The following is a 23,991-nucleotide window of genomic DNA, read 5'->3' as shown; positions in this document are numbered from 1 at the left end:
CGCCAGAACGCTCAAACCGCTGGCTTGATCAACGGTGCATAGGCAGCCAGGCCGCAGACAAAAAAGTGCCGGAGCCCAGGGCCCCGGCACGACAGGTTGCGCTGGCGTCAACCCTTACTGGATTGCAGCCCAGCTCTGGATCAACTCGTCATAGCTGATCGTAATGGGTTCTTCTTCTTCGTTGTCCTTTTTGGGCTGGGGAGCGAGGGTGCCGTCCGCCGCAGCCTGTTCGACCCAGTACTCAAGTGACTGCTCTTCGTTGAGCATGGGGCCGTATTCGCCCTGAACCCCTGCCGCCTGCAGGCGCGCCATGACTGCTTCCTGCTCGGCGCAAAGCGCGTCCATCGCTTCCTGAGCGGTCTTTTCGCCCGAGGAGGCATCGCCGATATGCTGCCACCAGAGCTGTGCCAGACGCGGATAGTCAGGAACATTCGTGCCGGTCGGCGACCACTGGACGCGGGCCGGAGACCGATAGAACTCGATCAGGCCACCGAGCAGGGGAGCCCGTTCGGTAAAGCTGTCGTGTTGGATGGTCGATTCACGAATGAAGGTAAGGCCGACATGGCTCTTTTTCACGTCGACAGTCTTGGAGGCGATGAACTGGCCGTAAAGCCAGGCGGCCTGCGCCCGATCGAGCGGCGTGGACTGCATCAGGGTTACCGAACCGGCGTCCTGATAACCCAGCTTCATGCCATCGACCCAATAGACGCCATGGGGTGAAGGTGCCATACGCCATTTGGGCGTGCCGTCCTCGTTAAGCACGGCGGTTGCACCTTCGCCAACCATGTCGGCGGTGAAGGCGGTATACCAGAAGATCTGTTGGGCGATTCCGCCTTGAGCGGGTACCGGACCGGATTCCGAGAAGTTCATGCCCTGGGCTTCCGGCGGAGCGTAGGCGGACAGCCAGTCAAGATATTTCTGAATGGCATAGACCGAAGCTGGACCATTGGTATCGCCGCCGCGCGCGACGCAGGAACCGACCGGCTGACCGGCCTCATTGACGCGGATACCCCATTCGTCCACCGGCAAACCGTTGGGCAGGCCACGATCGCCGTTTCCGGCCATCGAGAGCCAGGCATCGGTGAACCGCCATCCGAGCGAGGGGTCCTTGCGGCCATAGTCCATATGGCCATAGACCGTGCGTCCGTCGATCTGCTTGCCGGTGAAGAACTCGGCAATGTCCTGATAGGCCGACCAGTTGACGGGCACCCCTAGTTCATAACCGTACTCGGCCTCGAATTCAGCCATGATCTCGGGATCGGTAAACCAGTCGTAGCGGAACCAGTAGAGGTTGGCGAACTGCTGGACCGGCAGTTGATAGACCTTGCCATCGGGGGCCGTGGTGAACGAAAGGCCCACGAAATCGTCAAGATCGAGATCTGGGTTGGTGAAGTCCGCACCGTCTCCCGCCATGAAGTCGGTGAGGTTGCGTACCTGATCATAGCGCCAGTGGGTGCCGATCAGATCCGAGTCGTTGATGTACATGTCATAGAGGTTTTCGGCCGTCTGCATCTGGCTCTGCAGGCGCTCAACGACGTCGCCTTCGGAAATCAGATCATGGGTGACGCGAATACCGGTGATGGCGGAAAAAGCAGGTGCAAGCACCTGGCTTTCATATTCGTGGGTGGTGATGGTTTCCGACACGACGCGGATTTCCATGCCTCTGAGGGGCTCGGCCGCGTCGATGAACCACTGCATTTCGGCTTCCTGCTCGGCCCGGCTCAGGCTCGAAAGATCGCCGATCTCCGCGTCGAGAAAGGCGCGGGCGGCGTTCATGTCCGCCCATGCCGGCACGGTTGCCGCGCCCATGAGGACAGCGGCCGCTGTCGATGCTAAAAGATACCGTCGCATAAAAATCCTCCCTTTGGATTGCGAGTGCGATATCGGGAGCGGGCGTCTGACCACGTCCGCTCCTCCCTGCTCTAGACGTAGCGAAACACGAGGATCGCGTAGGCCACACTGAGAGCGAGAGACCACCACAGGTTGGTGTCAACGAGACCCAACCATGCGAGGTTGATGAATGAGCTTCCGAGAAGCGAGATGAACAGCCTGTCCCCTCGCGTCGTTTCAAAGCGCAGGATGCCGACACGCGGATCGCCGCCGGGCCGGAAATATTCCCAGACCCCCATGGCAGCGATGAGCGCGAAAATCGTGATGAAGAAAATTGCTGTGGGCCACGTCCAGGCCATCCATGCAAAATTCATGGCGTCTGCCTCCTATACCCGGCCCAGGGCAAAGCCCTTGGCGATGTAGTTGCGGACAAAGTAGATGACGAGTGCGCCCGGGATGATGGTGAGCACGCCGGCCGCCGCCAGTACACCCCAGTCGAGGCCAGAGGCCGAGACCGTTCGGGTCATGGTCGAAGCAATCGGCTTGGCCGCAGTCGTCGTCAGCGTTCTCGCGATCAGGAGTTCGACCCAGGAGAACATGAAGCAAAAGAATGCCGCCACCCCGATGCCCGAGGAGATGAGTGGCATGAAGATCTTGACGAAGAATCTCGGGAAGGAATAGCCGTCGATATAGGCGGTCTCGTCGATCTCCTTGGGAACGCCCGACATGAAGCCCTCGAGGATCCATACGGCCAAGGGCACGTTGAAAAGACAGTGCGCCAGGGCCACTGCAATATGGGTGTCGACCAGGCCGAACGCCGAATAGAGCTGCAGGAATGGCAAGGCGAACACGGCCGGGGGAGCCATTCGGTTGGTGAGAAGCCAGAAAAACAGATGCTTGTCGCCCAGGAACCTGTAGCGCGAGAATGCGTAGGCCGCAGGAAGTGCCACGGCCACCGAGATCACCGTGTTCATCACGACATAAATGATCGAATTGATGTAGCCCGAGTACCAGGAATAGTCGGTGAAGATCACCATGTAGTTGCGCAATGTGGGGTTGCTGGGGAACAGGGTAAAGCTGCCCAGAATCTCCTGGTTTGTCTTGAAGCTCATGTTGACCAGCCAATAGATCGGCAACATGAGGAAGATGATATAGAGTGTGGGCACCAGCCAGGAATATCGGGACTTCTGACCTCGGCGCCGCATTTTGCGCGCCAGTGCCTCGTCGAACGGCGCACGCTTTGGCGCTGCAGCCGCCGGTTGCGTCCGCATCATGGCCTCACCCTTGAGGATACCCGGTTGGGTGGAATTGGTCATGTCAGCGCCCCGAGTCATAGTTTGTCATCACCGTATAGAAAACCCAGCTCAAGAGCAGGATGATGAGGAAATAGATGATCGACATTGCCGCCGCGGGCCCGAGGTCGAACTGGCCGATGGCCATCTTGACGAGGTCGATCGAAAGAAACGTCGTCGTCGAGCCCGGCCCGCCGCCCGTGACCACGAATGGCTCGGTGTAGATCATGAAGCTGTCCATGAAGCGCAGCAGCACGGCGATCAGCAGCACGCGGTGCATCTTGGGCAACTGGATGTATCGGAAAACAGACCAGCGCGACGCGCCATCGATCTTTGCCGCCTGGTAATAAGCGTCCGGGATCGATACCAGCCCGGCATAACACAGGAGCACCACGAGCGACGTCCAATGCCAGACGTCCATCACGATCACCGTCACCCATGCCGCTACGGGATCGGTGGCGTAATTGTAATTTATCCCCATTGCCGCGAGGGTCCGGCCCAACAGTCCGATGTCGACGCGGCCGAAAACCTGCCAGATCGTCCCTACGACGTTCCACGGAATGAGCAAGGGCAAGGCCATTAACACGAGACAGATCGGAACGCCTATGCCTTTGCGCGGCATATTGAGCGCAATGAAGATGCCGAGCGGAATCTGGATCGCAAGGATCGTGAACGAGAAGGCGAGGTTGCGGAGCAGCGCCTCATGGAAGCGGCGCGAATGGAGAACCTGTTCGAACCAGGTCAGGCCTGACCAGAAAAAGACATTGTTGCCGAACGTGTCCTGCACCGAATAGTTGACCACCGTCATCAGGGGTATGACGGCGGAAAATCCCACGAGCAGCAGTACCGGCAGGACAAGAAACCAGGCTTTATTGTTCCAGGTCTTTTCCATTGGCTAAGCCCCCAGCTCGACACGCCAGCTGTCGGCGTAAAGGTTGATCCCTTTGGGCTCGAAGCGGATCCTGGGATCGGCGGGGATGTCTTCGTTCTCGCCCACGATTGCTGCCAGTTCCACCCCCTCGAGTTCGGCGCGCACGATCTTGTGCCTGCCGATATCCTCGACCTTGCGGATGGCGACAGGGAGCCCCTCGCGGCCGATGCGCACATATTCAGGGCGCACGCCGAGTTCGATCGTCTTGCCGGCACCCACATTGGCTCCGCCTGGCAGCGCAACGGTCGCCGATCCGATGCGCGCATTGGCGCCATCGAGCTCGATCGGCATGACGTTCATTCCCGGCGACCCGATGAAATAGCCGACAAAGGTGTGGCTGGGTCTTTCGAAGAGTTCGTCAGGCTTGCCGATCTGGACGATCTCGCCCTCGTACATCACCACAACCGTATCAGCGAAGGTGAGCGCCTCGGTCTGGTCGTGGGTGACGTAGACCATCGTATAGCCGAACTGGCGGTGAAGCTGCTTGAGTTGGCTGCGCAGCAGCCACTTCATATGCGGATCGATCACCGTGAGCGGTTCGTCAAAGAGGATCGCGTTGACGTCGGAGCGCACCAGGCCGCGTCCCAGCGATATCTTCTGCTTCTGGTCGGCCGTGAGCCGACGGGCTTTGCGCTTGGCCCAGTCGGAGAGATCGATCATTTCGAGAATGGTTCTGACCGAGCGATCAACGTCCGCTTCAGGCACACCGCGATTGCGCAGGGGAAATGCCAGATTGTCGTAGACGGTCATGGTGTCGTAGATGACCGGGAACTGGAACACCTGCGCGATGTTGCGTTCCTGGGTCGACAAATGGGTTACGTCGTGTCCATCGAACAGAATCGAGCCATGCGAGGGATTGAGCAGTCCCGAAATGATATTGAGGAGCGTAGTCTTGCCGCAGCCCGACGGTCCCAGAAGCGCATAGGCGCCGCCATCTTCCCAGCTATGATCCACTTCCTTGAGCGCGAAATCTTCGTCCCGGCTGGGATAGGGCAGGTAGGAATGCTTGATGTGCGAAAGATCGATTTTGGCCATTGTGGTTTCCTCCCTCTCCGGCCTTATGCCGCCAGCGGCGGACTATGGACCGCCCGGCCTGCGGGATCGAACACCATGAGATGCCGTGGATCGATGAACACCTCTATGGTCTCATCGACTTCAAAGGTATGGATTCCCGGGGTTAGCATGACCCAGGCTGCATCGCCGTAAGCGAGGTGGACAAAGCTTTCCGACCCGGTGATCTCGGTTATGGTCACCCGGGCCGTGACCCCGACTGCATCGGGTCCTGCCGGTGCGAGGGAAAGATGGTGAGGTTGAAACCCGATCGTATAGGACCCGTCGGGCGCGGAGGTCGCTTCGACGGGAACCGGGAGTCCAACCCCACCATCCAGGAGGAACCTGTTCCCTTTCTTGTCCAGCAAGATCGTATTGAGGGGCGGATCGGCAAAAGTCTGGGCCGTCAGAAGATCGTTCGGGCGCCGGAACACCTCGATGGTTGGTCCGAATTGTGTAACCCGCCCCTGAGAAAGGGTTGCCGTGTTGCCGCCCAGGAGCAAGGCTTCGGAAGGCTCGGTCGTTGCGTAAACGAAGATCGATCCCGCCTCGGCAAAGATGCGCGGCAGTTCGGCGCGCAGTTCCTCGCGCAACTTGTAGTCAAGGTTGGCAAGGGGCTCATCGAGCAGCACAAGTGCTGCATCTTTTACGATTGCGCGCGCGAGCGCCGTGCGCTGCTGCTGCCCGCCAGAGAGATTGAGCGGCAACCGGTCGAGCATGGGAGTCAGTTTCATCAGATCCGCGGCCTTGCGCACCTTGGCATCGATCGTCTTTCGGTCCAGCCCGGCAAGGCGGAGCGGGGAGGCGATGTTTTCGTAAACGCTCATCGAGGGGTAGTTGATGAACTGCTGATGGACCATGGCCACGTTTCGCCGCTGCGGGGCAATGCCGGTAACATCGGCGCCATCGAACCATACGCTTCCCGACGTCGGCCGCTCGAGCCCAGCCATGATGCGCATGAGCGTTGTCTTGCCGGAAAGCGTCGGGCCTAGAAGCACGTTGAGGCTTCCATGTTCAAGGGTCAGATCAACAGCATCGATATGGGTTTCCGCCCCGACAGTTTTCGAGACGTTCCTAAGCTCGAGCATGCTTTATATCCTCCCCTCCCGAGCGCCCCCGCCCGTCGGCGGTATCCCGCTCCCTGCACAGTTCGGCGATAAACATCTCCAACTTCTTTCCGTCTATCACGCTGGACCGCAGTCCCAGCTTGGTCCGCCGCCAGAGGATATCCTCGGCTGACCGCGCCCACTCCCGCTCGACAAGATAGCGGACTTCGGCGGCGTAAAGTCCCGCACCGAAATGATCCCCCAAGTCCGCATATGCCTCTGCCTCGCCCAGGATGGTCCTGGTCAGCGTGCCGTAGCGGCGTAACAATGCGGCGGCATGACCGGCGTTCAGAAAAGGGTAGGCTGTGGCGAGAGCGGCGACCTGGGCCTCAACCTCCTGAGTTCCGAAATCGCCACCCGGCAAGCGGGAAGCGGCCGTCCATCGCTTTCCGCGTTTACCGAGCGCGGCTTCGATGTGTTCGAGAGCGGCTTCCGCCAGCCGGCGATAGGTCGTGATCTTTCCGCCGATTACGGTGAGAAGCGCAGCCGTGCCACCGCCGCCCGAACGCTTGAGAACATAATCCCGCGTCGCCTCCTGCGCTTTGGGGGCCCCATCGTCGTAGAGCGGGCGAACGCCGGAATAGGTCCATACGATATCGTCGCGCGTTATGGGAGCGGCGAAATAAGAGCTGGCTGCGGCGACGAGATAGTCGATTTCGCTATCGGAAATTGCCACGCCCTGGGGGTCGCCCTCGAAGTCTTCATCCGTGGTGCCGATAAGCGTAAAATCAGTTTCGTAGGGAATGGCAAAGAAGATGCGGCCATCGCTATTCTGAAAAAAGAAGCATCGCGCGTCGTCGTAGAGCCTGTTGACTACGATATGGCTGCCTTTGACCAGGCGGACCTTGTGCGTTTCGTTTGAGCCGATCGAACCGGTCAAGACCTCCGAGACCCATGGCCCGGCAGCGTTGACCAGCATCCTTGCCGTCACCGTCCCGGTTTCGCCCGACGCGTCATCGGCGATCGTGACGACCCACAGTTCGTTCTCGCGTCGGGCGGAAACGACGCGCGTGCGCGTGCGGATTTCAGCTCCCCTGGCCGCCGCATCCTGCGCATTGAGGACAACGAGGCGGGCGTCGTCCACCCAGCAATCGGAATATTCGAACGCTTTGCCGTATCCGGGTTTAAGGACGCTGCCGATGCTGTCCGATCGGAGATCGCGAACCCTCGTGGCCGGCAGGAGCTTCCGGCCGCCGAGATTATCATAGATAAAGAGTCCGAGCCGCAGCAGCCATGCAGGCCGGAGGCCCTTGTGGTGTGGCAGGATGAACCGGAGCGGCCAGATGATGTGCGGCGCCATGGCCCAGAGCACTTCGCGCTCCTTGAGCGCCTCGCGCACCAACCTGAATTCGTAGTGCTCAAGATAGCGCAGGCCACCATGAACCAGCTTGGTTGAGCCTGATGACGTCCCGCTGGCCAGATCGTGCATCTCGGCCAGGAACACCGAGAAGCCGCGTCCCGCCGCATCGCGCGCGATGCCGCAGCCATTGATGCCGCCTCCAACGACGAATATGTCGTATTGCTCTTCAGGCACGAAGACTCTCCCTCGCTTTCGAATTCTGTTCTTATTAAAACGAAAGCAAAGCGAACTTCTATCGAAACCAGTCGCGTGTCAACCGCTTATCAACGCGAAGCGAACCGCAAACATTGCGATGGCCCGGCCAAAGCTAGGCCGAACCCCATGCGGTTGGCGGAGCGACGCCAATCCCAAGGCTCTCCGCCCGCCTTTTTTCGAATTGGATCTTGCAGCCGACAGGGCGTAGGGGGCATTTTAATGCCATTGCGGTGGATGGGCTTTCGCCAAACCGTGCCCGCGGCTTCGTCGCACTTTCGACCCAGATGCAATCCCACTTGCCCCTCGAATCATAAGGCGCTAGAAGCTTCTCAGCAGCTGTCCTTGCCCTGAAAGCAGGGGCGATGCTGGACAACGCAGGTCCCATTATGCGGGTGTAGCTCAATGGTAGAGCAGAAGCTTCCCAAGCTTACGACGAGGGTTCGATTCCCTTCACCCGCTCCATCCCTTGCTCTCGTCCGTCCTTAGGTTTCCCTGCAGCCCAGGTGCGCTCCGGCGCTTTTCTGGTGTGCAAGCGCCGATCAATGTCGCGTTCATCGATCAACGGCGTGCCGGAGGCCAAGGAAATGCCAGACTTCTGCGGCGAGCACGGGATTACCTCGGAGGTGGAGGTGATCGCGATGTGCGATATCAACACCGCATGTGGGCGGACGCTCAAGGGCGATGACAACTATCGCATCGTTGTCGAGGCGGCGACGCTCGCCTGAAATGCCAACTATTGAGTGGGAACGTCGGGCGAGTAGCGTGCCAGCGCGGTAATCACCTGCTTTGCGGTGATCTGGCCGATCTGCTTGCCCTCGGCATTGGCGACGCCAACCCATTTATGTTCCGCAAATAGCGGCAGCACATCCTCGCAACGCGCGTCTTCGGGCACCATCAATTCGCATGGTTCGAGATTGGTGCGGTCCATAATGGTGCGGACATGGATGGCCCGTGCCTTGTTCACATCGCGGACGAACTCCTCAATGTGTTCATTGGCAGGGTGGAGCACGATTTCCTCGGGTTTGCCGACCTGCTGGACAGCGCCGTCCTTGAGCACCGCAATGCGGTTGCCGATCTTGAGCGCTTCATCGAAATCATGGGTGATGAAGAGGATGGTCTTGTTGAGGGAAGATTGCAGTTCGATCAACTGATCCTGCATCCCCGAACGGATGAGCGGGTCGAGCGCGGAAAAGGCCTCATCCATCAAGAGGATTTCGGTGTCCATCGCCAACGCGCGGGCCAGACCAACCCGCTGCTGCTGGCCACCGGAGAGCTGACGGGGTCGTACTTTTTCGTAGCCCGAAAGGCCGACGACGTGGATCCAGTGCGCAGCCTTTTCCAGTCGCTCGGCTTTCTTTATGCCCCGGATTTCAAGACCATAGGCGACATTGTCGAGCACCGAACGATGCGGCAACAGGCCGAATTTCTGGAATACCATTGCGATCTGCGTACGCCTGAATGTCCGCAACTGATCAAGGCTCATCTGGGTGACATCGGCGCCATCAACGACGATCTCGCCGGAGGTTGGATCAATCAGGCGGTTGACGTGGCGGATAAGGGTTGATTTTCCCGACCCCGAAAGGCCCATGACCACGAAAATCTGTCCCTTTTCGACATCAAGGGTGACATCGTCGAGACCGACGACGTGGCCGGTTTCGGCCTGTACCTCATCCTTGGATTTTCCCTTGCGCATAAGCGCCAAAGCCGATTGCGGATCGGGGCCAAAGATTTTTGTGACACCCCTCATGGCGATGGCGAGATCGGTATTTCCCAAAACGTCCATCAGCGTACCTCCGACAGTCCGAAGCGCGCCTGGAGACGTTTGCCATAGGCTTGCGTGATACGGTCAAAAACGATGGCCAGAACAACAATCCCGAGACCCGCAAAAAGGCCGCGTGAGACTTCAAGTCTGCCGATGCCCTGAAGCACCTGATAACCAAGCCCGCCTGCCCCGATCATTGAAGCGATAACGACCATGGCGAGCGCCATCATGGTGGTCTGGTTGACCCCTGCGAGAATGGTGGGCAGTGCGAGAGGTATCTGCACGCCGAAAAGGCGTTGGGTCGGGGTGTCGCCAAAGGCGCGGCTCGCCTCCATAACTGCGGGATCGACATTGCGCAGACCAAGATCGGTGAGTCGCATCAAAGGGGGCGACGCATAAACGATGGTTGCCAACAATGCCGGAATCTTGCCGGGTCCGAATATCATGACAGTCGGAATGAGATAAACGAAACTCGGCATGGTCTGCATGAGATCGAGCACGGGGGTGACGATCTGGCGAACGCGGGTTGACCGCGACATCCACACCCCGACAGGGATGGATATGACAATCGCCGTAAGCGTCGCGGTCAGCATCAACGCGGTGGTCACCATGGCATCGCGCCACAGCTCCATCACGCCCAAAAACATGAGCGACACAAAGACAATTAAGGGCAGTTTCCAGGTGCGCGTGGCCAGCCAGGCCAAACCCACGAGAATGCCGATGACTGCCCACCATGGAATGGCAATCAACAGGCGCTCGATGGAACTAAGAAGCATCAAGAGTGGAAACGCCGCCGCCTCGAGTTCACCGCCCCAGTTGCGGACGACCCAATTGAGAGCCTCATCCACAGACCTGCGCATGGGCCTAGTATCAAACAGTTGGGGAAACATCGCCATCCCTCACGCGATTGGCCGAAAATGGAAAAATGCGACCGGGCGCGTGGCCCGGTCGCAAAACCAGATATGCCTGACGGCCTGGCTCAGCTGAGGCTGTCCAGAACGCGCTCGGCAACATCGGCCGGAACCCAGGAGGTCCAGAGATCCTGTTCGGTGAGGAGGAAGTTCTCAGCCGTTTCGGCAGCGCCGGCCATGTTCTCTTCGCCATAGACCAGCAGCCCGCTGATCTGGTTGTTGGTCAGGCCTGCCTTGGCGAGATATTCGGCGACTTCAGGCGCTTCCTCAGGCACCCATGCGGCTGCACCGATCACCGCCGGCGATGACGGATAGGCTGTGATGCCCGCCGGATCGGTACAATCGGTATTGGTGTTGCAGGCATAGATCGCCATGTCGACCTCGCCCAGATCGAGCTGAACGGCGTCATACTGGCCGAGGATGGAGGTCGGCCCCCAATAGTAAAAAAGGATCGGCTCTTCGCGGGTGAATGCGCGCGCAATCGAGGCATCGAGTGCACCCCCGGAACCCGGCGAGAACAATGTCCAGCCCTGGCTTTCCATGTCATAGGCTTCAAAAAGCGCTGTCGTCGACAGCTCGCATGCCCAGCCCGGAGGGCAAGAATAGAGTCGACCCAGCTCAGGGTTTTCCTGATCGGGGAAGAGGTCGGGCCGCGCGATAACCGCCTCGGCGGTCGTTAGCTCGGGGTGCTCTTCCTGCATATAGCGGGGGATGAACCAACCCTCGATAGTGCCGTCGGTGATGGCGTCCGCTAGCTGCACCACAAGACCATCTTCGATGCCTTCAGCCCAGGCATCCTCAATGGTACTGGTCCAGAGTTCGGGCGCCACAGCAGGCGTGCCGCGTGTGAGCATGGAGGCCGAAGTCGGCACCGTGTCGCCGGTCACGATCTCAACATTGCAGCCAAAGCCCTCCCCGAGAATGATCGCATGGATGTGTGCCAGAGCAGCGGCAGACGGCCAGGTCATTTCGGCAATATCGATGTTACGGTCTGTTCCGCACGTCGTCTCCTGCGCGAGAGCCGGTATGGATGTGGCCGCAAAAAGCGTCCCTGAGAGCGCGACAACACCCATCGCGGCGGCAACGCCACCGGATTTAAAAAGCATATTCATGCCTCCAACAATGTTTAAGGTGGTCGGACGCTAGCAATATGAGGCAAGCATGTCAAATTTCGATCTACTTGTCGTTATTCTCCATAAATACAAATACAGACCTAAGATATAGGGAAGCCATTTTTACATCGAAAGATTTAATTCATTAATGATTTGATCCTGCAAATGACGGCCGTGCCATTTTGTTGACAAAAACTAACTGCGACAATTCTGCATGCTAGCCGTTTTTGACCTATATGACGGGGATCGCGTCGCATAGCCCAATGTCGACGCGTTCGTGTCCTTCGCCTGGGCCTGGGACAGGTCTCCGCACGTGCGCTTTAACTTGCCGGGCGCCGCATGAGCGGCTTTTTCTAGAGGTCGGATGCCTGCAGGGGCATCGAGAGGATCGTTTCCCGGTTGCGGCAATAGGCGGGCGGCATCGGTGTCGGTAGATCTTCGTGGTTCGAAAGCCATTGATCGCATGCGGCCTTGTGGCCGCAGCCCATGCACCGGAAGGCGGCGCTGCGGAACTGATCGCCGCTGAGGGTCCCCGCGATGAATGCCCCCGCAACGTCTCGCCGATTGGCGGACAACATGCGGTTCATTTGCTCCATACTGCGATCAAGTCTCGGAAAATCGAACATAGCCAGCCTCCAGATAAACTCTGGGTACCTTAACCCTCTACGTCGGCGCACTCTTTGAGGTAGATCAATTCCCCCGCTGTTCGCGAAGGTCTTTCATTGGCCCGGGAACGTCAGATAGGCCTGGGCGGGCTAGCCGTCCTCATACTCAGATGCTTGTATCATGGACTCTTCGCGCAGCTCGGCCCGAGGAAGCCAGCCGGGATCGATGCCGATCATGTCGGAAAGCCGATGGGCGATCCCTTGTAGCAACCGATATAGGCATAGCTGTCCTGCTGGGCGTTCGATCAGGCGGCATCGACCCACTCCGCACCGGCAATGCCGTGAATGAACCCGTTGGAGAACGGGACGCCGGGATAGATCGTGGCCAGTTCTTCTCGTGCGGCGCCGGCCTCCAACGCGCCGTCGAGCAGGGCGCGATAGGTCCGGGCGACGGCCACCATGTCACAACGCTGGGGTGAGAGACGGATACTTCTGACCCCCGCTGCGGCAAGTGTAGGCAGTTCAGCCAGAACCACATGGCAGGTGTAGGACATGGTCTGGACGCCGTTGAGAACCAGGAAGGGCTGACGGTCGAGGGTTTGGACGACCAGCCCGTCGGGCTCCTCGCCGCAGACGAACTGGCAGTTGTCCTTGGTATTGCCTTTGGCGCGAGCGTGGGCACAGCGCGCGGAAATGGCGAGCGGGGTGCGCCCGAAGGCGAGAACCTCGATCGTCAGATCCGGAAAATCTGCAGCGATAATTTCGACCGAGCGCATAGGCAATTCAGGCGGCAGGCAAATCGAGATCGCCCCATTGGCGGCAAATAGATGCGTGGTAGCGACGTTGTAGATGTTGACCAGCGGGCCGATGGCGTGGGGGCGCCCTTTCACCTGCATCAGCGTCGAGAGGTCGGAGACCTCGACGATCTGGTCGTGCCCCCCAATCAGGCGGCGTTGGGCGCGATGCTCGCGTTCAAGGGTCAACAACCCCAGACCGGCGAGATGAACTTTCTTGCCGCCGCGTTCGAGCCGGCTGATCACTTGATCGAGCATGGAATCGAAAAAATGCAGGCGCTTGGAGCAGACAAATTCGCCAACTGTGACGGTATCGGCCGGGGCTTCGTCGGCGATCCTGAAATAGAAATCGCGCCACTCGTCCACCGCCCAGAGATAGGGAACGGGGCCGAGGGTTATGTTCATCGCCCGAGTATTCATCGCCATCTCTTTTTGTAAGCACCGCTGGTCGTCTTCTGGCCTTCGCTGAATTCCCTAAGACCGGCCGTCACGTCCGCAACGGCTTCTGGCGGAGCGGCCAGGGCTTTGCGGATGGTGGAAACCACGCTTGCGACATAGGCTCGCCCGCGCTGGCGGCCTTCGATCTTCAGGGCCTTTACCCCGGCTTTGCGAAGAACGTCGATTTCCTTTAGGATGTCGAGGCTCACTGGGTCTTCGAACGCGTATCCATTGGCATCGCCGATGTTGAAACGGCCCTTGCACAGCGTGGGATAGCCGACCGGCTCATCGCGGGAAAAACGATTGATGGTGTAGCCGCCGAGCTCGGACACCATGTGGGTGCCATCCTCCCGGTAGCGTACATGGCTCGCGGGCGAGCACACGCCATGCATGTTAGGGGATTGGCCCGTGGCATAGGATGAGAGCGAGCATCGGCCTTCCGCCATGACACACAATCCCCCGAAGACGAAGACCTCGACCTCGCATGAAACCGTGCTCGCTATAGCCGCCACTTCGTTGAGGGTCAGGACGCGCGGCAGGACGACCCGGCGGGCGCCGAACGCGGCCGCAAGAAACGCGATGGCTTCGGCATTGGTCGCGGCAGCTTGCACCGAAACGTGCAGTCGCTGATCGGGGTGCGCAGAGGCCGTATAGGCCATGAGACCCAAATCGGCGAGAATGACAGCGCTGGCTCCGAATTCCACTGCGTCGTCCACTGCCCGGTACCAGAGGCCTTCCTCTCCTGCGCGCATGAACGTATTGATGGCCACCAGCGTCTTGACGCCTCGGTGCCGCCCGTAGGCGATTGCGTCGGCCATTTCCCGGCGCGAGAAATTGAGACCGGGAAAGTTGCGGGCGTTAGTCTCGTCGCGGAATCCGCAATAGATAGCATCGGCGCAGGCATCGACGGCGTCCCTGTAGGCCGAAGGCGTTCCGGCGGGGCAGATCAGTTCCATGCACCGCCCTCCTTGCCAAGGGCCTTGCTGCGGATGCGCTCAAGCAGTCGCTTGATCGCCGGGGCAAAAGGGCCTGTTTGCGCTGAAAGTTCAGTGGGCAGGTCGAGGGCCGCATCGTCAATCGCATTGCGCAAGGCGAGGACGGCTTCAGTGTCGCCTTCAATGGACAGTTTGCGGGAAAAGAACGCGGCATCCCCGTCGAGCCTGCCTTCGAGCAATGCCAGCAGGGTGAGAATGGGACCGCTTATCGTCACGTCGGCCTTGGGCATCTTACGGCCCTTGACGACCGAAATCTGATGCTTGTCGGGGTGCAAAAGGAAGCCGTGGGGGAGATCTGTTGGTTTGATGAGAAAGCTCGCTGAGGCGTGTTTCCCCATCCTGTCCAGCAGAAGCGGGTGTCGGCCGAGCACGGCGTTGAAGGCCCAATCGGCGGCGGGAGCTGCCAATCGGGCGGGCACCATTGCCAGTGCCTGAGCAAGTGGAGCAGGAAGGGACATGCTGACTACCGGGCTGAAGATGTTGCCCGACATTAAGGGGCCTCACCACGGTTGTATTTGAGATAGGTCAAGGACAACTCCTGGCTTGTCGCTTTTGCTTTGCTTGCAGTTCGGCCCGGCGGTACCGGTGGTTGGTCACCCTGTAATTCGGCCCCTTGCTCGTCGACGGGCAGGGGGCAGGCGCTACTGCGCTGCGAACCAAGGACCCTGCCGTAGTGGTGATGGTCGCAATCTTTCACGCTATCGCTGCTCTAGTGTGGACGGCCTGACTTATTTCTGGGCAAAGCGTTGTTCTGGATTGCCCGCAACGTTCATCCTGACCTCGTCGCGCGCCGAGAGCTAGGGTAAGAACCGAGCCGAGTCCGCCAAATGCCGTCGGTAGCGTCGCGGCCTAGATGGCAAATACATACAGTGGCTTTCGGGGGCCGACCGTGGATCGCCGGGGCACGAGAGCGGTCAATTGCGAGGCGATTTGACTCGCAAGGAAGCTATTTCGCGATTTCGTAGAAGCGGAAATAGCTGGGTGCGTAATCGAACACCATCAGATAACGCTCGGGTGCGAGTTTGTAGATGAGGGCAGTGGCGTCCATTTCGGGATCGGCATTAGCCTCCGGGGCCATGTGGACGCTGTGCAGGCGTGGCTCTTGATAACCATAATAGAGCGCGCCTGCGAAAAAGACCGTGCCGGCACTGGCGCGGGCCATCAATCCGCGATGGCGCTGGCTACCCGAATTCTTATCAAAGACCAGCGCCTGGCCTTCCTGGTAGATGCGAGCCGGAAACCAGGAATAAACGTAAGCACCGAGAGCGTCGGTTTGCAGGCTGCGTACCCGCCAGTTCCCGATCAACTCGTCGTCGCTTTCCATATCGATCCGGGGCGCATCGGCCAGTTCCAGTATAGCCTCGGCACCCGCCCTGTTTTCGGCGTCGCCATGTTCCTCAAGCATCATCTTGAGGTGGTCGCGCAGCGCTTCCTCCCAACCGTCCAGCGCCTCATAGCTGCCTTCGGGCAGGGATTTGTACAGCGTCTTGAAGTAAGGGGAGGAATCGGCGTCCTCGGCGGCAACGCTCGCCGAAAAACCCGCAAGCGCCACCAAAGCTACCGCCATCAACCACTTCATCGCATGGACCTCCACACGTCGATACCACCGGAATGCGGAAGTCCTTAGCACGAAAGGCGTAGCCGTGTCAGGCAGCCGCAACCTTGCGGCCCGACTCGCGCGCAAAGCTATGGAGCGCGGAATGGGGAATATGAAGCGCCAGCACGTCGCCCGGATTGCCGCGATGAATGCCGGAACTCCTCAGGATGATATCCTTTTCAATTCCTTTGGCGTTGGCGTAAACGAGGCTCTCGGACCCCACCAGTTCGACCGCGTCGAGGGTCGCAGCGATCGTCAGATGCGGTCCTGCGGGCTTTTCGAGTACGATGTCTTCGGGCCGGACGCCAACGGTTCCGGTCGCTGTCGGGATCGAGCCGGGCAGATCGGCGCCGATTGCACGCAGGCTTTCGATATCGATGAGATTCATCCCCGGCGACCCCATGAAGGCGGCGACGAAAAGCGATTGGGGATCGGAATAGACGTCGAGCGGCTTGCCTACCTGCTCGATCACCCCGCCATTCATCACCACGAGCTTGTCGGCCAGCGTCATGGCTTCGAGCTGGTCATGGGTGACATAGACCGAGGTCGTGCCCAATGCGCGCTGCAGGCGGCGGATTTCGACCCGCATATGGGCGCGCAGCTTGGCATCGAGGTTCGATAGCGGTTCGTCGAACAGGAACGCCTTGGGCTGGCGCACGATGGCCCGACCCATGGCGACGCGCTGACGCTGACCACCGGAAAGCTGGCGCGGCTTGCGATCGAGAAAGGCCTCGATCTCGAGAATGCGGGCGGCATCGGCCACGCGCTTGTCGATCTCTGCGCGCTGCGTGCCGCGGTTTTTGAGGCCGTATTCGAGGTTTCCGCGCACGCTCATATGCGGATAGAGCGCGTAGTTCTGGAACACCATGGCGATATCGCGCTCGGCAGGCTCGAGCTTGTTCACCACTGTTTCCCCGATGCTGATCGTGCCGCCGGTAATGGTCTCCAGCCCCGCGATCATGCGCAGCAGCGTCGATTTCCCACAGCCCGACGGCCCGACGAGCACGACAAGCTCACCGTCATTGATCGAGAGACTGAGGTCTTTGATGGCCTCGACATTACCGGGATAGACCTTGGAGACGCCGGAAATCTCTATTCTTGCCATTGTTCTTATTTCTCCGTTTCAACAAGGCCTTTGACGAACAGGCGCTGCATGAAGATGACGACGAGGACAGGAGGGAGCATGGCAAGGATTACGGCGGCCATGACGAGATGCCATTGCGGCTGTTGGTCGGCATAGGCGGCCATGCGCTTGATGCCCATGACGATGGTATAATAGCGGCTGTCGGTGGTCACGAGCAGCGGCCACAGATACTGCACCCAGCCATAGATGAACATGATGACCGAGAGTGCGGCGATATTGGTGCGCGACAGCGGAAGCAGGATGTCCTTGAAGAACTTGATTGGTCCTGCCCCATCGACTCGCGCCGCCTCCATCAATTCGTCCGGAATGGTCAGGAAAAACTGACGGAACAGGAATGTGGCTGTCGCTGACGCGATCAGCGGCAGCGTGAGACCGACATAGGAGTTGAGCAGTCCCAGGTTAGAGACAACCGCGAAGGTGGGAATGATGCGCACTTCGACCGGCAGCATCAGCGTCACGAAGATGATCCAGAAGGCCAGAGTCCGAAAGGGAAACTTGAAATAGACGATGGCGTAGGCCGAAATGATCGAAATAGCGATCTTGCCCCCAGTGATGATGATGGCCATCCAGGTGGAATTGATCAGCATCAGCCAAAGCGGCGGTGCGCCGGAGGTCGACATGCCCTCGGTCAGCATGTGGGCATAGTTCTCGACCATCGCCGGGCCCGGCAACAGTGGGGTCACGCCGCGGAAGAAGGTTCCCGGTGCCTGGGTTGAGGCAATGAAGGCCACATAGACCGGAAAGACGACAACGGCGACCCCGAGGATCAGAACCAGATGGGTCAGGACATTGAGGAAGGGACGATTTTCAACCATGGGTCACTCTCCTCAATACTGCACGCGCCGCTCGATGAAGCGGAACTGCACGAACACGAGCGCGATGACGATGAGCATGAGAATGACCGACTGGGCGGCCGATGACCCGATGTTCAATCCCAAAAAGCCGTCGTCATAGACCTTGTAGACCAGAATATTGGTCGCCTGATTGGGGCCGCCCGAGGTCGTGCCGTCGATGATGCCGAAGGTATCGAACATGGCATAGTTGATGTTGATGATCATGAGAAAGAAGGTCGTCGGCGAGAGCAGCGGAAAGACGATGGTCCAGAACCGCTTGAACGGCCCCGCTCCGTCGATCGCCGCAGCTTCGGTGAGCGAATTGGGGATCGACTGCATGCCGGCGAGAAAGAACAGGAAGTTGTAGGAAATCTGCTTCCAAGTCGCCGCGATGATGACGAGGATCATCGCGTCGGTGCCGCTGGTGCGGTGGTTCCAGGTGATCCCGAACTGGCCGAGCGCATAAGGCAGAATCCCGATCGAGGGGTTGAACATGAACCACCACAGGATACCGGCCACAACCGGCGCGACCGCATACGGCCAGACCAGCAGGGTTGTGTAGACATTGGAGGATCGGATCAGACGGTTGACGGCAGCGGCCAGCAGAAGGGCAATGGCCATCGCCAGAAAGGTAACCGAAACGGCAAAGATCAGCGTACGACCGAAGGAATTGAGGTAGTTGGGGTCGGTGAACAGCCGTGTGTAGTTCTGGAACCAGACAAAGCTCGTGCGTAGACCGAAGGGATCTTCGCGCTCGAAGCTCGACTTTACCGCCTGCGCTGCCGGCCAGATGAAAAAGACGATGGTGATTGCCAATTGCGGCGCCAGCAGCAGATATGGCAGCCCCTTGTTGGAAAAGATCGTGCGCTTGGTCTGCATGACGCCCCGCAATTAGTCTCGTTGTTCTTATTGTCCGTAAAACGGATAGGGGACCCGCATCGTCAGCCGGACGCGGGCCCCTTTGGTTGATCAGCGTTTAGCTGTTTGCAGCTTCAAATTCACGCAGGAGCGCATTGCCGCGTTCAACCAGCGAGTTGAGCGCTTCGATGCCGGTCTTGTCGCCAGAGAGCACGGCTTCGAACTCTTCGTCGATCATCGTACGGATCTGGGTGTAGGACCCAAAGCGCAGGCCCTTGGAATTTTCATTGGGTTCAACGCGGGTCATTTGCAGGATGGAAACGTCCGAACCCGGATTGGCTTCATAGTAGCCCTGCTCGACGCCAAGGTCATAAGCGGCGTTGGTGATCGGGAGATAGCCCGTATCCTGATGCCAGGAGGCCTGGACATCGGCTTGGCTGAGATAGGCAAAGAACTCGGCGACACCCTGATATTCTTCGGCCGGACGCCCCTGGAGAACCCACAGGGTTGCGCCGCCGATGATCGAGTTCATCGGGCTGTCGACGATGTCGTCGTAATAGGGAAGCGGAGCGAAACCGACTTCGAAATCGGTGTTGGCGACGACCGCGGCACGGCCGGCCGAGGAGTTCATGAAGATGCCGCACTCGCCGGCAAAGAACATGGGCTGGGCATCGGGTCCGCCTACCGGACCGCCGTAGCGATAAAGACCTTCATCCTGCCAGCGCTTGAAATTGTCCCAGTGGCGGGCGACGATTTCGTTGTTGAGCGTGAACTCGGTGCCGAGGCCGCCAAAGCCGTTTTCCAGGGTGCCGATGGGGGAGTTGTGAAGTGCCGAGAAGTTTTCGGTGTGGATCCAGGAAATCCAGGCTGTGGTCAGCCCGCACGGTGCGGCGCCGCTTTCAACGATCTGGTTCATCGCTGCTTCCATTTCGGCCCAGGTGGCCGGAGGTGTCTCGGGGTCGAGACCGGCAGCTTCAAAGATTTCCTTGTTGTAGTACATGATCGGGGTGGACGAGTTGAAGGGCAGCGACAGAATGTTGCCTTCGGTGTCAGAATAATAGCCCACCACCGAGGAGAGATAATCGGCAGGATCGAAGGGCTTATCGTGATCGGCCATGAGCTGGTAGACCGGGTAGACGGCGCCTTGGGCAGCCATCATGGTGCCGGTGCCGACTTCAAAGACCTGTACGATCGCTGGCTGTTCGTTGGCGCGGAATGCCGCGATTGCCGCGGTCAGGGTCTCCGGATAGGTACCGCGGTACACAGGCACGATGCGGTAATCGCCCTGGGTTTCATTGAAAGCTTCGGCAACGGCCTCGAGCTTCTGCCCCAGTTCGCCGCCCATGGCGTGCCACCACTGGATTTCGGTCTGGGCCTGGGCCGCGCCGGCCGAGAGTGCCGCCAGCGCGACACCTGAGGCCAAAAGAGATTTCAGCATGATAGTCTCCCGATCATTGTTAAAACGCTGGCCGCAGGGGCCAGGCGGCAACACGCCGTCGGGAGGGATGCCTAGACCGTGGTGATAAACCACGGGTGACATTTGGATGACAATTGTATGACGGTTGAAAACCTGCCGGACTCCATGCCCGCCGTACTGCGCCCTCCAGTCGCTTCAACATCCTCCCCGGCCGGCTCGTATGCCGATGGCAGCGCATTTTTGCGTCTACCATGACGCCATTGTGACAACCCGATCCGCCCTTGGCAACGACTTTGCACACGTGTGCGAAATCAAAGCGGCCGTCTGTGAAAAACGCACTTGGATTTCAACGGTCGAAAACGGCAAGAAGTTCGATATGGGCCGAAAAGGCGAACTGGTCGACCGGGGTGACCGTTCCGATGCGGTATCCGGCAGCGACGAGGATCGCAGCGTCTCGGCCGAAACTCTGGGGATCGCACGCGACATAAATGACGCGTTTGACCTTTGCCTTTGCCAGCTCCAGCACCTGGGCTTTCGCCCCCGCACGCGGCGGATCGAGGACGACGCAATCGAACCGGTTGAGTTCAAACGGTGTCAGCGGTTCGCGGAAGAGATCGCGGCATTCCGCGGACAACGGTTTGAGGCCGGTCGTTGTGCGTACCGCCTTGGCCAGCGCATCGATTGCCGCCTTGTCGCTGTCGGCAGCAAAAACAGGTGCGATTTGTGCAAGACGCAAGGCGAAGGGGCCAATGCCGGAGAAAAGGTCGGCCATGGATTTGAGCCCTCGGGCGGCATCGGTAACGCGCGTGGCGAGTTCGGCTTCAGCTGCGGCGGTTGCCTGCAGGAAACCCGCAACCGGGAGAGCGACGCCGGCCTTGCCGAGGGCGAGCAAGGGCGCGCGAACCGAATAGAGTGGTTCCCCGTTGAGCGATACGCGCGCAATATCGTAGCGGCGTGCAAGTTCGGCAATGGCGGCGGATGGCTTTAAACCCTTGCCCTTGATTGCGACGTCGAGGCCGGTATCGGCCACCGTGAAGGCGACATCGCAGGGACCGAGAAGCGCCGCGATCCTCGCAGCGATCTCGGGCGCCTTGACAAGGGCGGGCACGAGGATCGGACAGGCTTCAATCGGGTGGATGTCGTGGCTGCGCAGGCCCATGAAGCCCGCACCATGCCTTGTCGCGTGGAGCGTCACGCGGCGGCGCCCGGTGCCGTGAGCGATCACCGGTTCAGCAACGTCCGCTTCGACCCCTGCATGGGCGAGCGCTGACACCACGAGGTCACGCTTGAAAGCGCCATATGAAGAGGGCGCCATATGCTGGAGCTGGCAGCCCCCGCAACGACCGAAATGGGGGCAGAACGGAGCGACGCGGTCCGGAGAAGGTTCAACAATGTCGAGAAGGCGTCCGCGATTGCCGCTGACCTCGGCGATAATGGTCTCGCCCGCCAGCGTATGGGGCACGAACACCGGCGCCCCCTCGACATACGCTATTCCCTCGCCCCGATGGCCAAGCCCGATGATTTCTAGCGTTTGCGCAGGGGTCATGCCAATCGGGCCAGCCAGTCGTCCACCTCGAAATGTTCAGGGATGGAATTCTGTGCCCCCGATTTGAGGCAGGCAAGGCCGGCTGCGGCCGAAGCGCGATTGAGCGAAGACCTGATATCAAGTCCGCCAGCAAGTCCGGCCGCGAGATAACCCACAAAAGTATCGCCCGCTCCCACGGTGTCGAGGGGGGTTATTTTGATCGCGGGCACGTGAATCGCTTCGCTTTCCGACACAGCCAGGGCGCCCTCCGCGCCGAGGGTTGCGACCACGGTGACATCCAGCCGTTCGGCCAGCCAGCGAACGGACGATCCGCGGTCAAGAGCCGGGGCGCCGAGCATGTCGAGCACGCCTTCGAGTTCGGTTTCGTTGACGACGAGAATATCGATCTCGTCGAGCAGTGGTGCCGGGAAAGCCATGAAGGGAGCAAGGTTAAGCACTGTCCTTGCTCCTTGTCGGCGCGCATAACGGGCTGCCGCGAGCACGCCGTCGAGCGGCGTTTCAAGCTGAAGGAGCAGCCAGTCGCCGGACTGGAGCCCGGCCTGTTCGAGCGCAGTGCAGGTGAGGCGCGAATTGGCACCCGGGAGCACGGTGATCATGTTCTCGCCCGCATCGTCGACGACGATCAGCGCCGTGCCGGTATGCCGGTCCATGACGCGGACGAAGGAAAGGTCGATTTCCGCTTCGCTCAACAGCGCAAGGGCTCGGTTGGCAAAATCATCCTGCCCCACGCAGCCGACCATCCTCACCTCGCCGCCGGCACGGCACGCCGCGAGTGCCTGATTGGCTCCCTTGCCTCCCGGCGCAAATTCGAGCGTCGTACCCATGACCGTTTCGCCCGGTCGCATGAGCGTGGGCGCGTGTCCGACAACGTCGATATTGATGGACCCGTAAACGACGATCATTCAGCTTCCTCCAGATACCAGAACCCCTTTTGCCAGAGAGCGTGACGCCCGTTCAACGGAAATCGGACGTGGCGATCAAGGTGGCGCCCGGCGTGGCGCATGGCATTCGGCTGCCTGGCTGGAAGCGTCGCAATTCATGTCTTCAGGAAGGTGGGGGAACCAACAGTATTCAGCGCGGGTTCAGGGGGCGAGCACTAAAAGGCGGGTTCAGCATTTCAAATTTCATGAAAGGACATTGAGATGGCGTATCGCATGGGCATTTTGACGATTTCGGTATTTGCGGCACTTGCCTTGGGGGCCACGGCGTTTGCCGGGGGGCAGGGCGGCTCTCTCGATGGTACCAGTTGGCGCCTTGTCGCCTTGGGCGACTCGGCGGTGAGCGATGGGGTGACGACAACGCTCAACATCGACGAAGGCGCAGTGGGTGGCGAAGGCGGATGCAATGTCTATGGCGGCTCGCTGGCCCTGACAGGCCAAAGCGGGATCGCGATCACGGAGGTCTTTTCGACCATGATGGCTTGCGACGATCCGGCAATGGAACAAGAGCGCGCCTTCTTTGAAGCGCTCAGCGCGGCGACCCGGTACGTGCTCGAAGACGGAACCCTGACGCTGCTCGATGCGGACGACAGGGAACTGGCCACTCTTTCGGCGCAATAAGCGCCTTAGAGACCGGGGTCCATGAGCGTATGGACCCGGTCGGCCCCCAGCCGGGCCAGCTTGAGCATCATTGCCTTGCGGCGGGCAGGGGCAAGCGTATCGAGGGGGGCGGGGCGTAAAATGTCCCCGCCATGCCCGTCCGCGACCATCAGCCCCTCCTCAAATGGGAATATCCCGGGGTCGAGTTCAGGCGGCTTGCAGAAAAAGAAGCGGTCGCAGAAATCCTTGTAGTTCGGCCATTTGGCATCGACGCGGTAGTCGATGAGGCTCGACTTGATCTCGACAATCCAGATTTCTCCCCTAGCGCCGACCGCGAGAACGTCTGCCCGTCGCCCGTTGACGAGCGGCACTTCGGCGTAGCACGCCATATCGTGGACCGAGCGCAAGAACCGCATCACGCCGCGCTGCACACCCAGGGCCGTGGGCGACTGGCGGCCATCGACAAGTAGTGGCTCGTTGGAATCGTACTGGCTCATTACGCCAGTTTACGCTCGCAGGCGCTTGCCTGCAAATACGTGACCTGAGCCGGGACGCCTGTGATCGCGGTTGAAGCGGTCTGTCGCGCGGCGAATGTTTTTCATTCCTGAAAAGAATATTGCGTTTGTTTCCGTAGCGCAGCCCCTTGGATATGCGCAATTCTTGTTCATCCGGACCGT

The 23,991-nt window shown here is 59.8% G+C and carries 24 protein-coding genes and 1 tRNA gene; 3 read left to right on the top strand and 22 right to left on the bottom strand.

Annotated features, from left to right (window positions below):
• Positions 1 to 114: 114 nt before the first annotated feature.
• The 7 genes from I2G20_RS11580 to glpD form a co-directional block, all read right to left on the bottom strand.
• A complete protein-coding gene (locus I2G20_RS11580) occupies positions 115 to 1,851 on the bottom strand; it encodes an ABC transporter substrate-binding protein (RefSeq protein WP_196259878.1) in 1,737 nt (578 codons plus the stop codon).
• Between the two features lie 71 nt (positions 1,852 to 1,922).
• Positions 1,923 to 2,204, bottom strand: a complete 282-nt coding sequence (locus I2G20_RS11575) for a DUF2160 domain-containing protein (protein WP_196259877.1) — start codon at positions 2,202 to 2,204, stop codon at positions 1,923 to 1,925.
• A 12-nt stretch (positions 2,205 to 2,216) separates the two neighbouring features.
• A complete protein-coding gene (locus tag I2G20_RS11570) occupies positions 2,217 to 3,035 on the bottom strand; it encodes a carbohydrate ABC transporter permease (protein WP_196260089.1) in 819 nt (272 codons plus the stop codon).
• Positions 3,036 to 3,147: 112 nt separating this feature from the next.
• Complete coding sequence (locus tag I2G20_RS11565; protein WP_196259876.1) at positions 3,148 to 4,014, bottom strand: carbohydrate ABC transporter permease; 867 nt, start codon at positions 4,012 to 4,014, stop codon at positions 3,148 to 3,150.
• Between the two features lie 3 nt (positions 4,015 to 4,017).
• Positions 4,018 to 5,088: an ABC transporter ATP-binding protein gene (locus I2G20_RS11560; RefSeq protein WP_196259875.1), complete on the bottom strand. Its 1,071-nt coding sequence runs from the start codon at positions 5,086 to 5,088 to the stop codon at positions 4,018 to 4,020.
• 23 nt (positions 5,089 to 5,111) lie between these two features.
• Positions 5,112 to 6,191 (bottom strand): ABC transporter ATP-binding protein, encoded by a 1,080-nt coding sequence (locus I2G20_RS11555; RefSeq protein ID WP_196259874.1) that lies wholly within the window; start codon positions 6,189 to 6,191, stop codon positions 5,112 to 5,114.
• Positions 6,178 to 7,743: a glycerol-3-phosphate dehydrogenase gene (glpD, locus tag I2G20_RS11550; RefSeq protein WP_196259873.1), complete on the bottom strand. Its 1,566-nt coding sequence runs from the start codon at positions 7,741 to 7,743 to the stop codon at positions 6,178 to 6,180. Before glpD ends, I2G20_RS11555 begins: the two co-directional genes overlap by 14 nt.
• A gap of 409 nt (positions 7,744 to 8,152) precedes the next feature.
• Between glpD and I2G20_RS11545 the strand changes: the two genes are divergently transcribed.
• A tRNA-Gly gene (locus I2G20_RS11545) sits at positions 8,153 to 8,226 on the top strand.
• 80 nt (positions 8,227 to 8,306) lie between these two features.
• The gene (locus I2G20_RS11540; RefSeq protein ID WP_196259872.1) at positions 8,307 to 8,489 is read left to right on the top strand and encodes a hypothetical protein; all 183 of its coding nucleotides are present in this window, start codon (positions 8,307 to 8,309) and stop codon (positions 8,487 to 8,489) included.
• Between the two features lie 8 nt (positions 8,490 to 8,497).
• Here I2G20_RS11540 and I2G20_RS11535 read toward each other — a convergent pair whose 3' ends face one another.
• From I2G20_RS11535 to I2G20_RS11470, 14 genes are all read right to left on the bottom strand, one after another.
• Positions 8,498 to 9,547: a quaternary amine ABC transporter ATP-binding protein gene (locus I2G20_RS11535; RefSeq protein WP_196259871.1), complete on the bottom strand. Its 1,050-nt coding sequence runs from the start codon at positions 9,545 to 9,547 to the stop codon at positions 8,498 to 8,500.
• Positions 9,547 to 10,416 carry an ABC transporter permease gene (locus I2G20_RS11530; RefSeq protein ID WP_196259870.1) on the bottom strand — a complete coding sequence of 290 codons (870 nt, stop codon included), beginning with the start codon at positions 10,414 to 10,416 and terminating at the stop codon, positions 9,547 to 9,549. The genes I2G20_RS11535 and I2G20_RS11530 overlap by 1 nt, the downstream gene beginning before the upstream one ends.
• 89 nt (positions 10,417 to 10,505) lie before the next feature.
• Positions 10,506 to 11,543, bottom strand: a complete 1,038-nt coding sequence (locus tag I2G20_RS11525; RefSeq protein WP_196259869.1) for a glycine betaine ABC transporter substrate-binding protein — start codon at positions 11,541 to 11,543, stop codon at positions 10,506 to 10,508.
• A gap of 359 nt (positions 11,544 to 11,902) precedes the next feature.
• Positions 11,903 to 12,175 (bottom strand): DUF6455 family protein, encoded by a 273-nt coding sequence (locus tag I2G20_RS11520; RefSeq protein ID WP_281389696.1) that lies wholly within the window; start codon positions 12,173 to 12,175, stop codon positions 11,903 to 11,905.
• Positions 12,176 to 12,459: 284 nt separating this feature from the next.
• The gene (gene ubiV, locus I2G20_RS11515; RefSeq protein ID WP_196259867.1) at positions 12,460 to 13,368 is read right to left on the bottom strand and encodes a ubiquinone anaerobic biosynthesis protein UbiV; all 909 of its coding nucleotides are present in this window, start codon (positions 13,366 to 13,368) and stop codon (positions 12,460 to 12,462) included.
• Positions 13,365 to 14,342 carry a ubiquinone anaerobic biosynthesis protein UbiU gene (gene ubiU, locus I2G20_RS11510; protein WP_196259866.1) on the bottom strand — a complete coding sequence of 326 codons (978 nt, stop codon included), beginning with the start codon at positions 14,340 to 14,342 and terminating at the stop codon, positions 13,365 to 13,367. The genes ubiV and ubiU overlap by 4 nt, the downstream gene beginning before the upstream one ends.
• Positions 14,333 to 14,839 (bottom strand): ubiquinone anaerobic biosynthesis accessory factor UbiT, encoded by a 507-nt coding sequence (gene ubiT / locus I2G20_RS11505; RefSeq protein ID WP_196259865.1) that lies wholly within the window; start codon positions 14,837 to 14,839, stop codon positions 14,333 to 14,335. Before ubiT ends, ubiU begins: the two co-directional genes overlap by 10 nt.
• 488 nt (positions 14,840 to 15,327) lie before the next feature.
• Positions 15,328 to 15,960, bottom strand: a complete 633-nt coding sequence (locus tag I2G20_RS11500; protein ID WP_196259864.1) for a DUF4893 domain-containing protein — start codon at positions 15,958 to 15,960, stop codon at positions 15,328 to 15,330.
• A 67-nt stretch (positions 15,961 to 16,027) separates the two neighbouring features.
• The gene (ugpC, locus tag I2G20_RS11495) at positions 16,028 to 17,083 is read right to left on the bottom strand and encodes a sn-glycerol-3-phosphate ABC transporter ATP-binding protein UgpC (RefSeq protein ID WP_196259863.1); all 1,056 of its coding nucleotides are present in this window, start codon (positions 17,081 to 17,083) and stop codon (positions 16,028 to 16,030) included.
• Between the two features lie 5 nt (positions 17,084 to 17,088).
• Positions 17,089 to 17,937: a sn-glycerol-3-phosphate ABC transporter permease UgpE gene (gene ugpE, locus I2G20_RS11490; RefSeq protein WP_196259862.1), complete on the bottom strand. Its 849-nt coding sequence runs from the start codon at positions 17,935 to 17,937 to the stop codon at positions 17,089 to 17,091.
• A gap of 12 nt (positions 17,938 to 17,949) precedes the next feature.
• The gene (gene ugpA, locus I2G20_RS11485) at positions 17,950 to 18,834 is read right to left on the bottom strand and encodes a sn-glycerol-3-phosphate ABC transporter permease UgpA (protein WP_196259861.1); all 885 of its coding nucleotides are present in this window, start codon (positions 18,832 to 18,834) and stop codon (positions 17,950 to 17,952) included.
• 97 nt (positions 18,835 to 18,931) lie between these two features.
• Positions 18,932 to 20,251: a sn-glycerol-3-phosphate ABC transporter substrate-binding protein UgpB gene (ugpB, locus tag I2G20_RS11480; protein WP_196259860.1), complete on the bottom strand. Its 1,320-nt coding sequence runs from the start codon at positions 20,249 to 20,251 to the stop codon at positions 18,932 to 18,934.
• Positions 20,252 to 20,576: 325 nt separating this feature from the next.
• Positions 20,577 to 21,776, bottom strand: a complete 1,200-nt coding sequence (locus I2G20_RS11475; RefSeq protein WP_196259859.1) for a class I SAM-dependent RNA methyltransferase — start codon at positions 21,774 to 21,776, stop codon at positions 20,577 to 20,579.
• Positions 21,773 to 22,678 (bottom strand): ribokinase, encoded by a 906-nt coding sequence (locus I2G20_RS11470; RefSeq protein ID WP_196259858.1) that lies wholly within the window; start codon positions 22,676 to 22,678, stop codon positions 21,773 to 21,775. The genes I2G20_RS11475 and I2G20_RS11470 overlap by 4 nt, the downstream gene beginning before the upstream one ends.
• Positions 22,679 to 22,918: 240 nt before the next feature.
• Here I2G20_RS11470 and I2G20_RS11465 point away from each other — a divergent pair, with 240 nt between their 5' ends.
• Positions 22,919 to 23,335: an META domain-containing protein gene (locus I2G20_RS11465; protein ID WP_196259857.1), complete on the top strand. Its 417-nt coding sequence runs from the start codon at positions 22,919 to 22,921 to the stop codon at positions 23,333 to 23,335.
• A 5-nt stretch (positions 23,336 to 23,340) separates the two neighbouring features.
• Here I2G20_RS11465 and I2G20_RS11460 read toward each other — a convergent pair whose 3' ends face one another.
• The gene (locus tag I2G20_RS11460; protein ID WP_196259856.1) at positions 23,341 to 23,811 is read right to left on the bottom strand and encodes an MmcB family DNA repair protein; all 471 of its coding nucleotides are present in this window, start codon (positions 23,809 to 23,811) and stop codon (positions 23,341 to 23,343) included.
• Positions 23,812 to 23,991: the final 180 nt, after the last annotated feature.

The sequence above is a fragment of the Pelagibacterium limicola genome (assembly GCF_015694405.1).
Lineage (GTDB): Bacteria > Pseudomonadota > Alphaproteobacteria > Rhizobiales > Devosiaceae > Pelagibacterium > Pelagibacterium limicola.
This window is presented reverse-complemented; position numbering and strand designations above follow the sequence as displayed.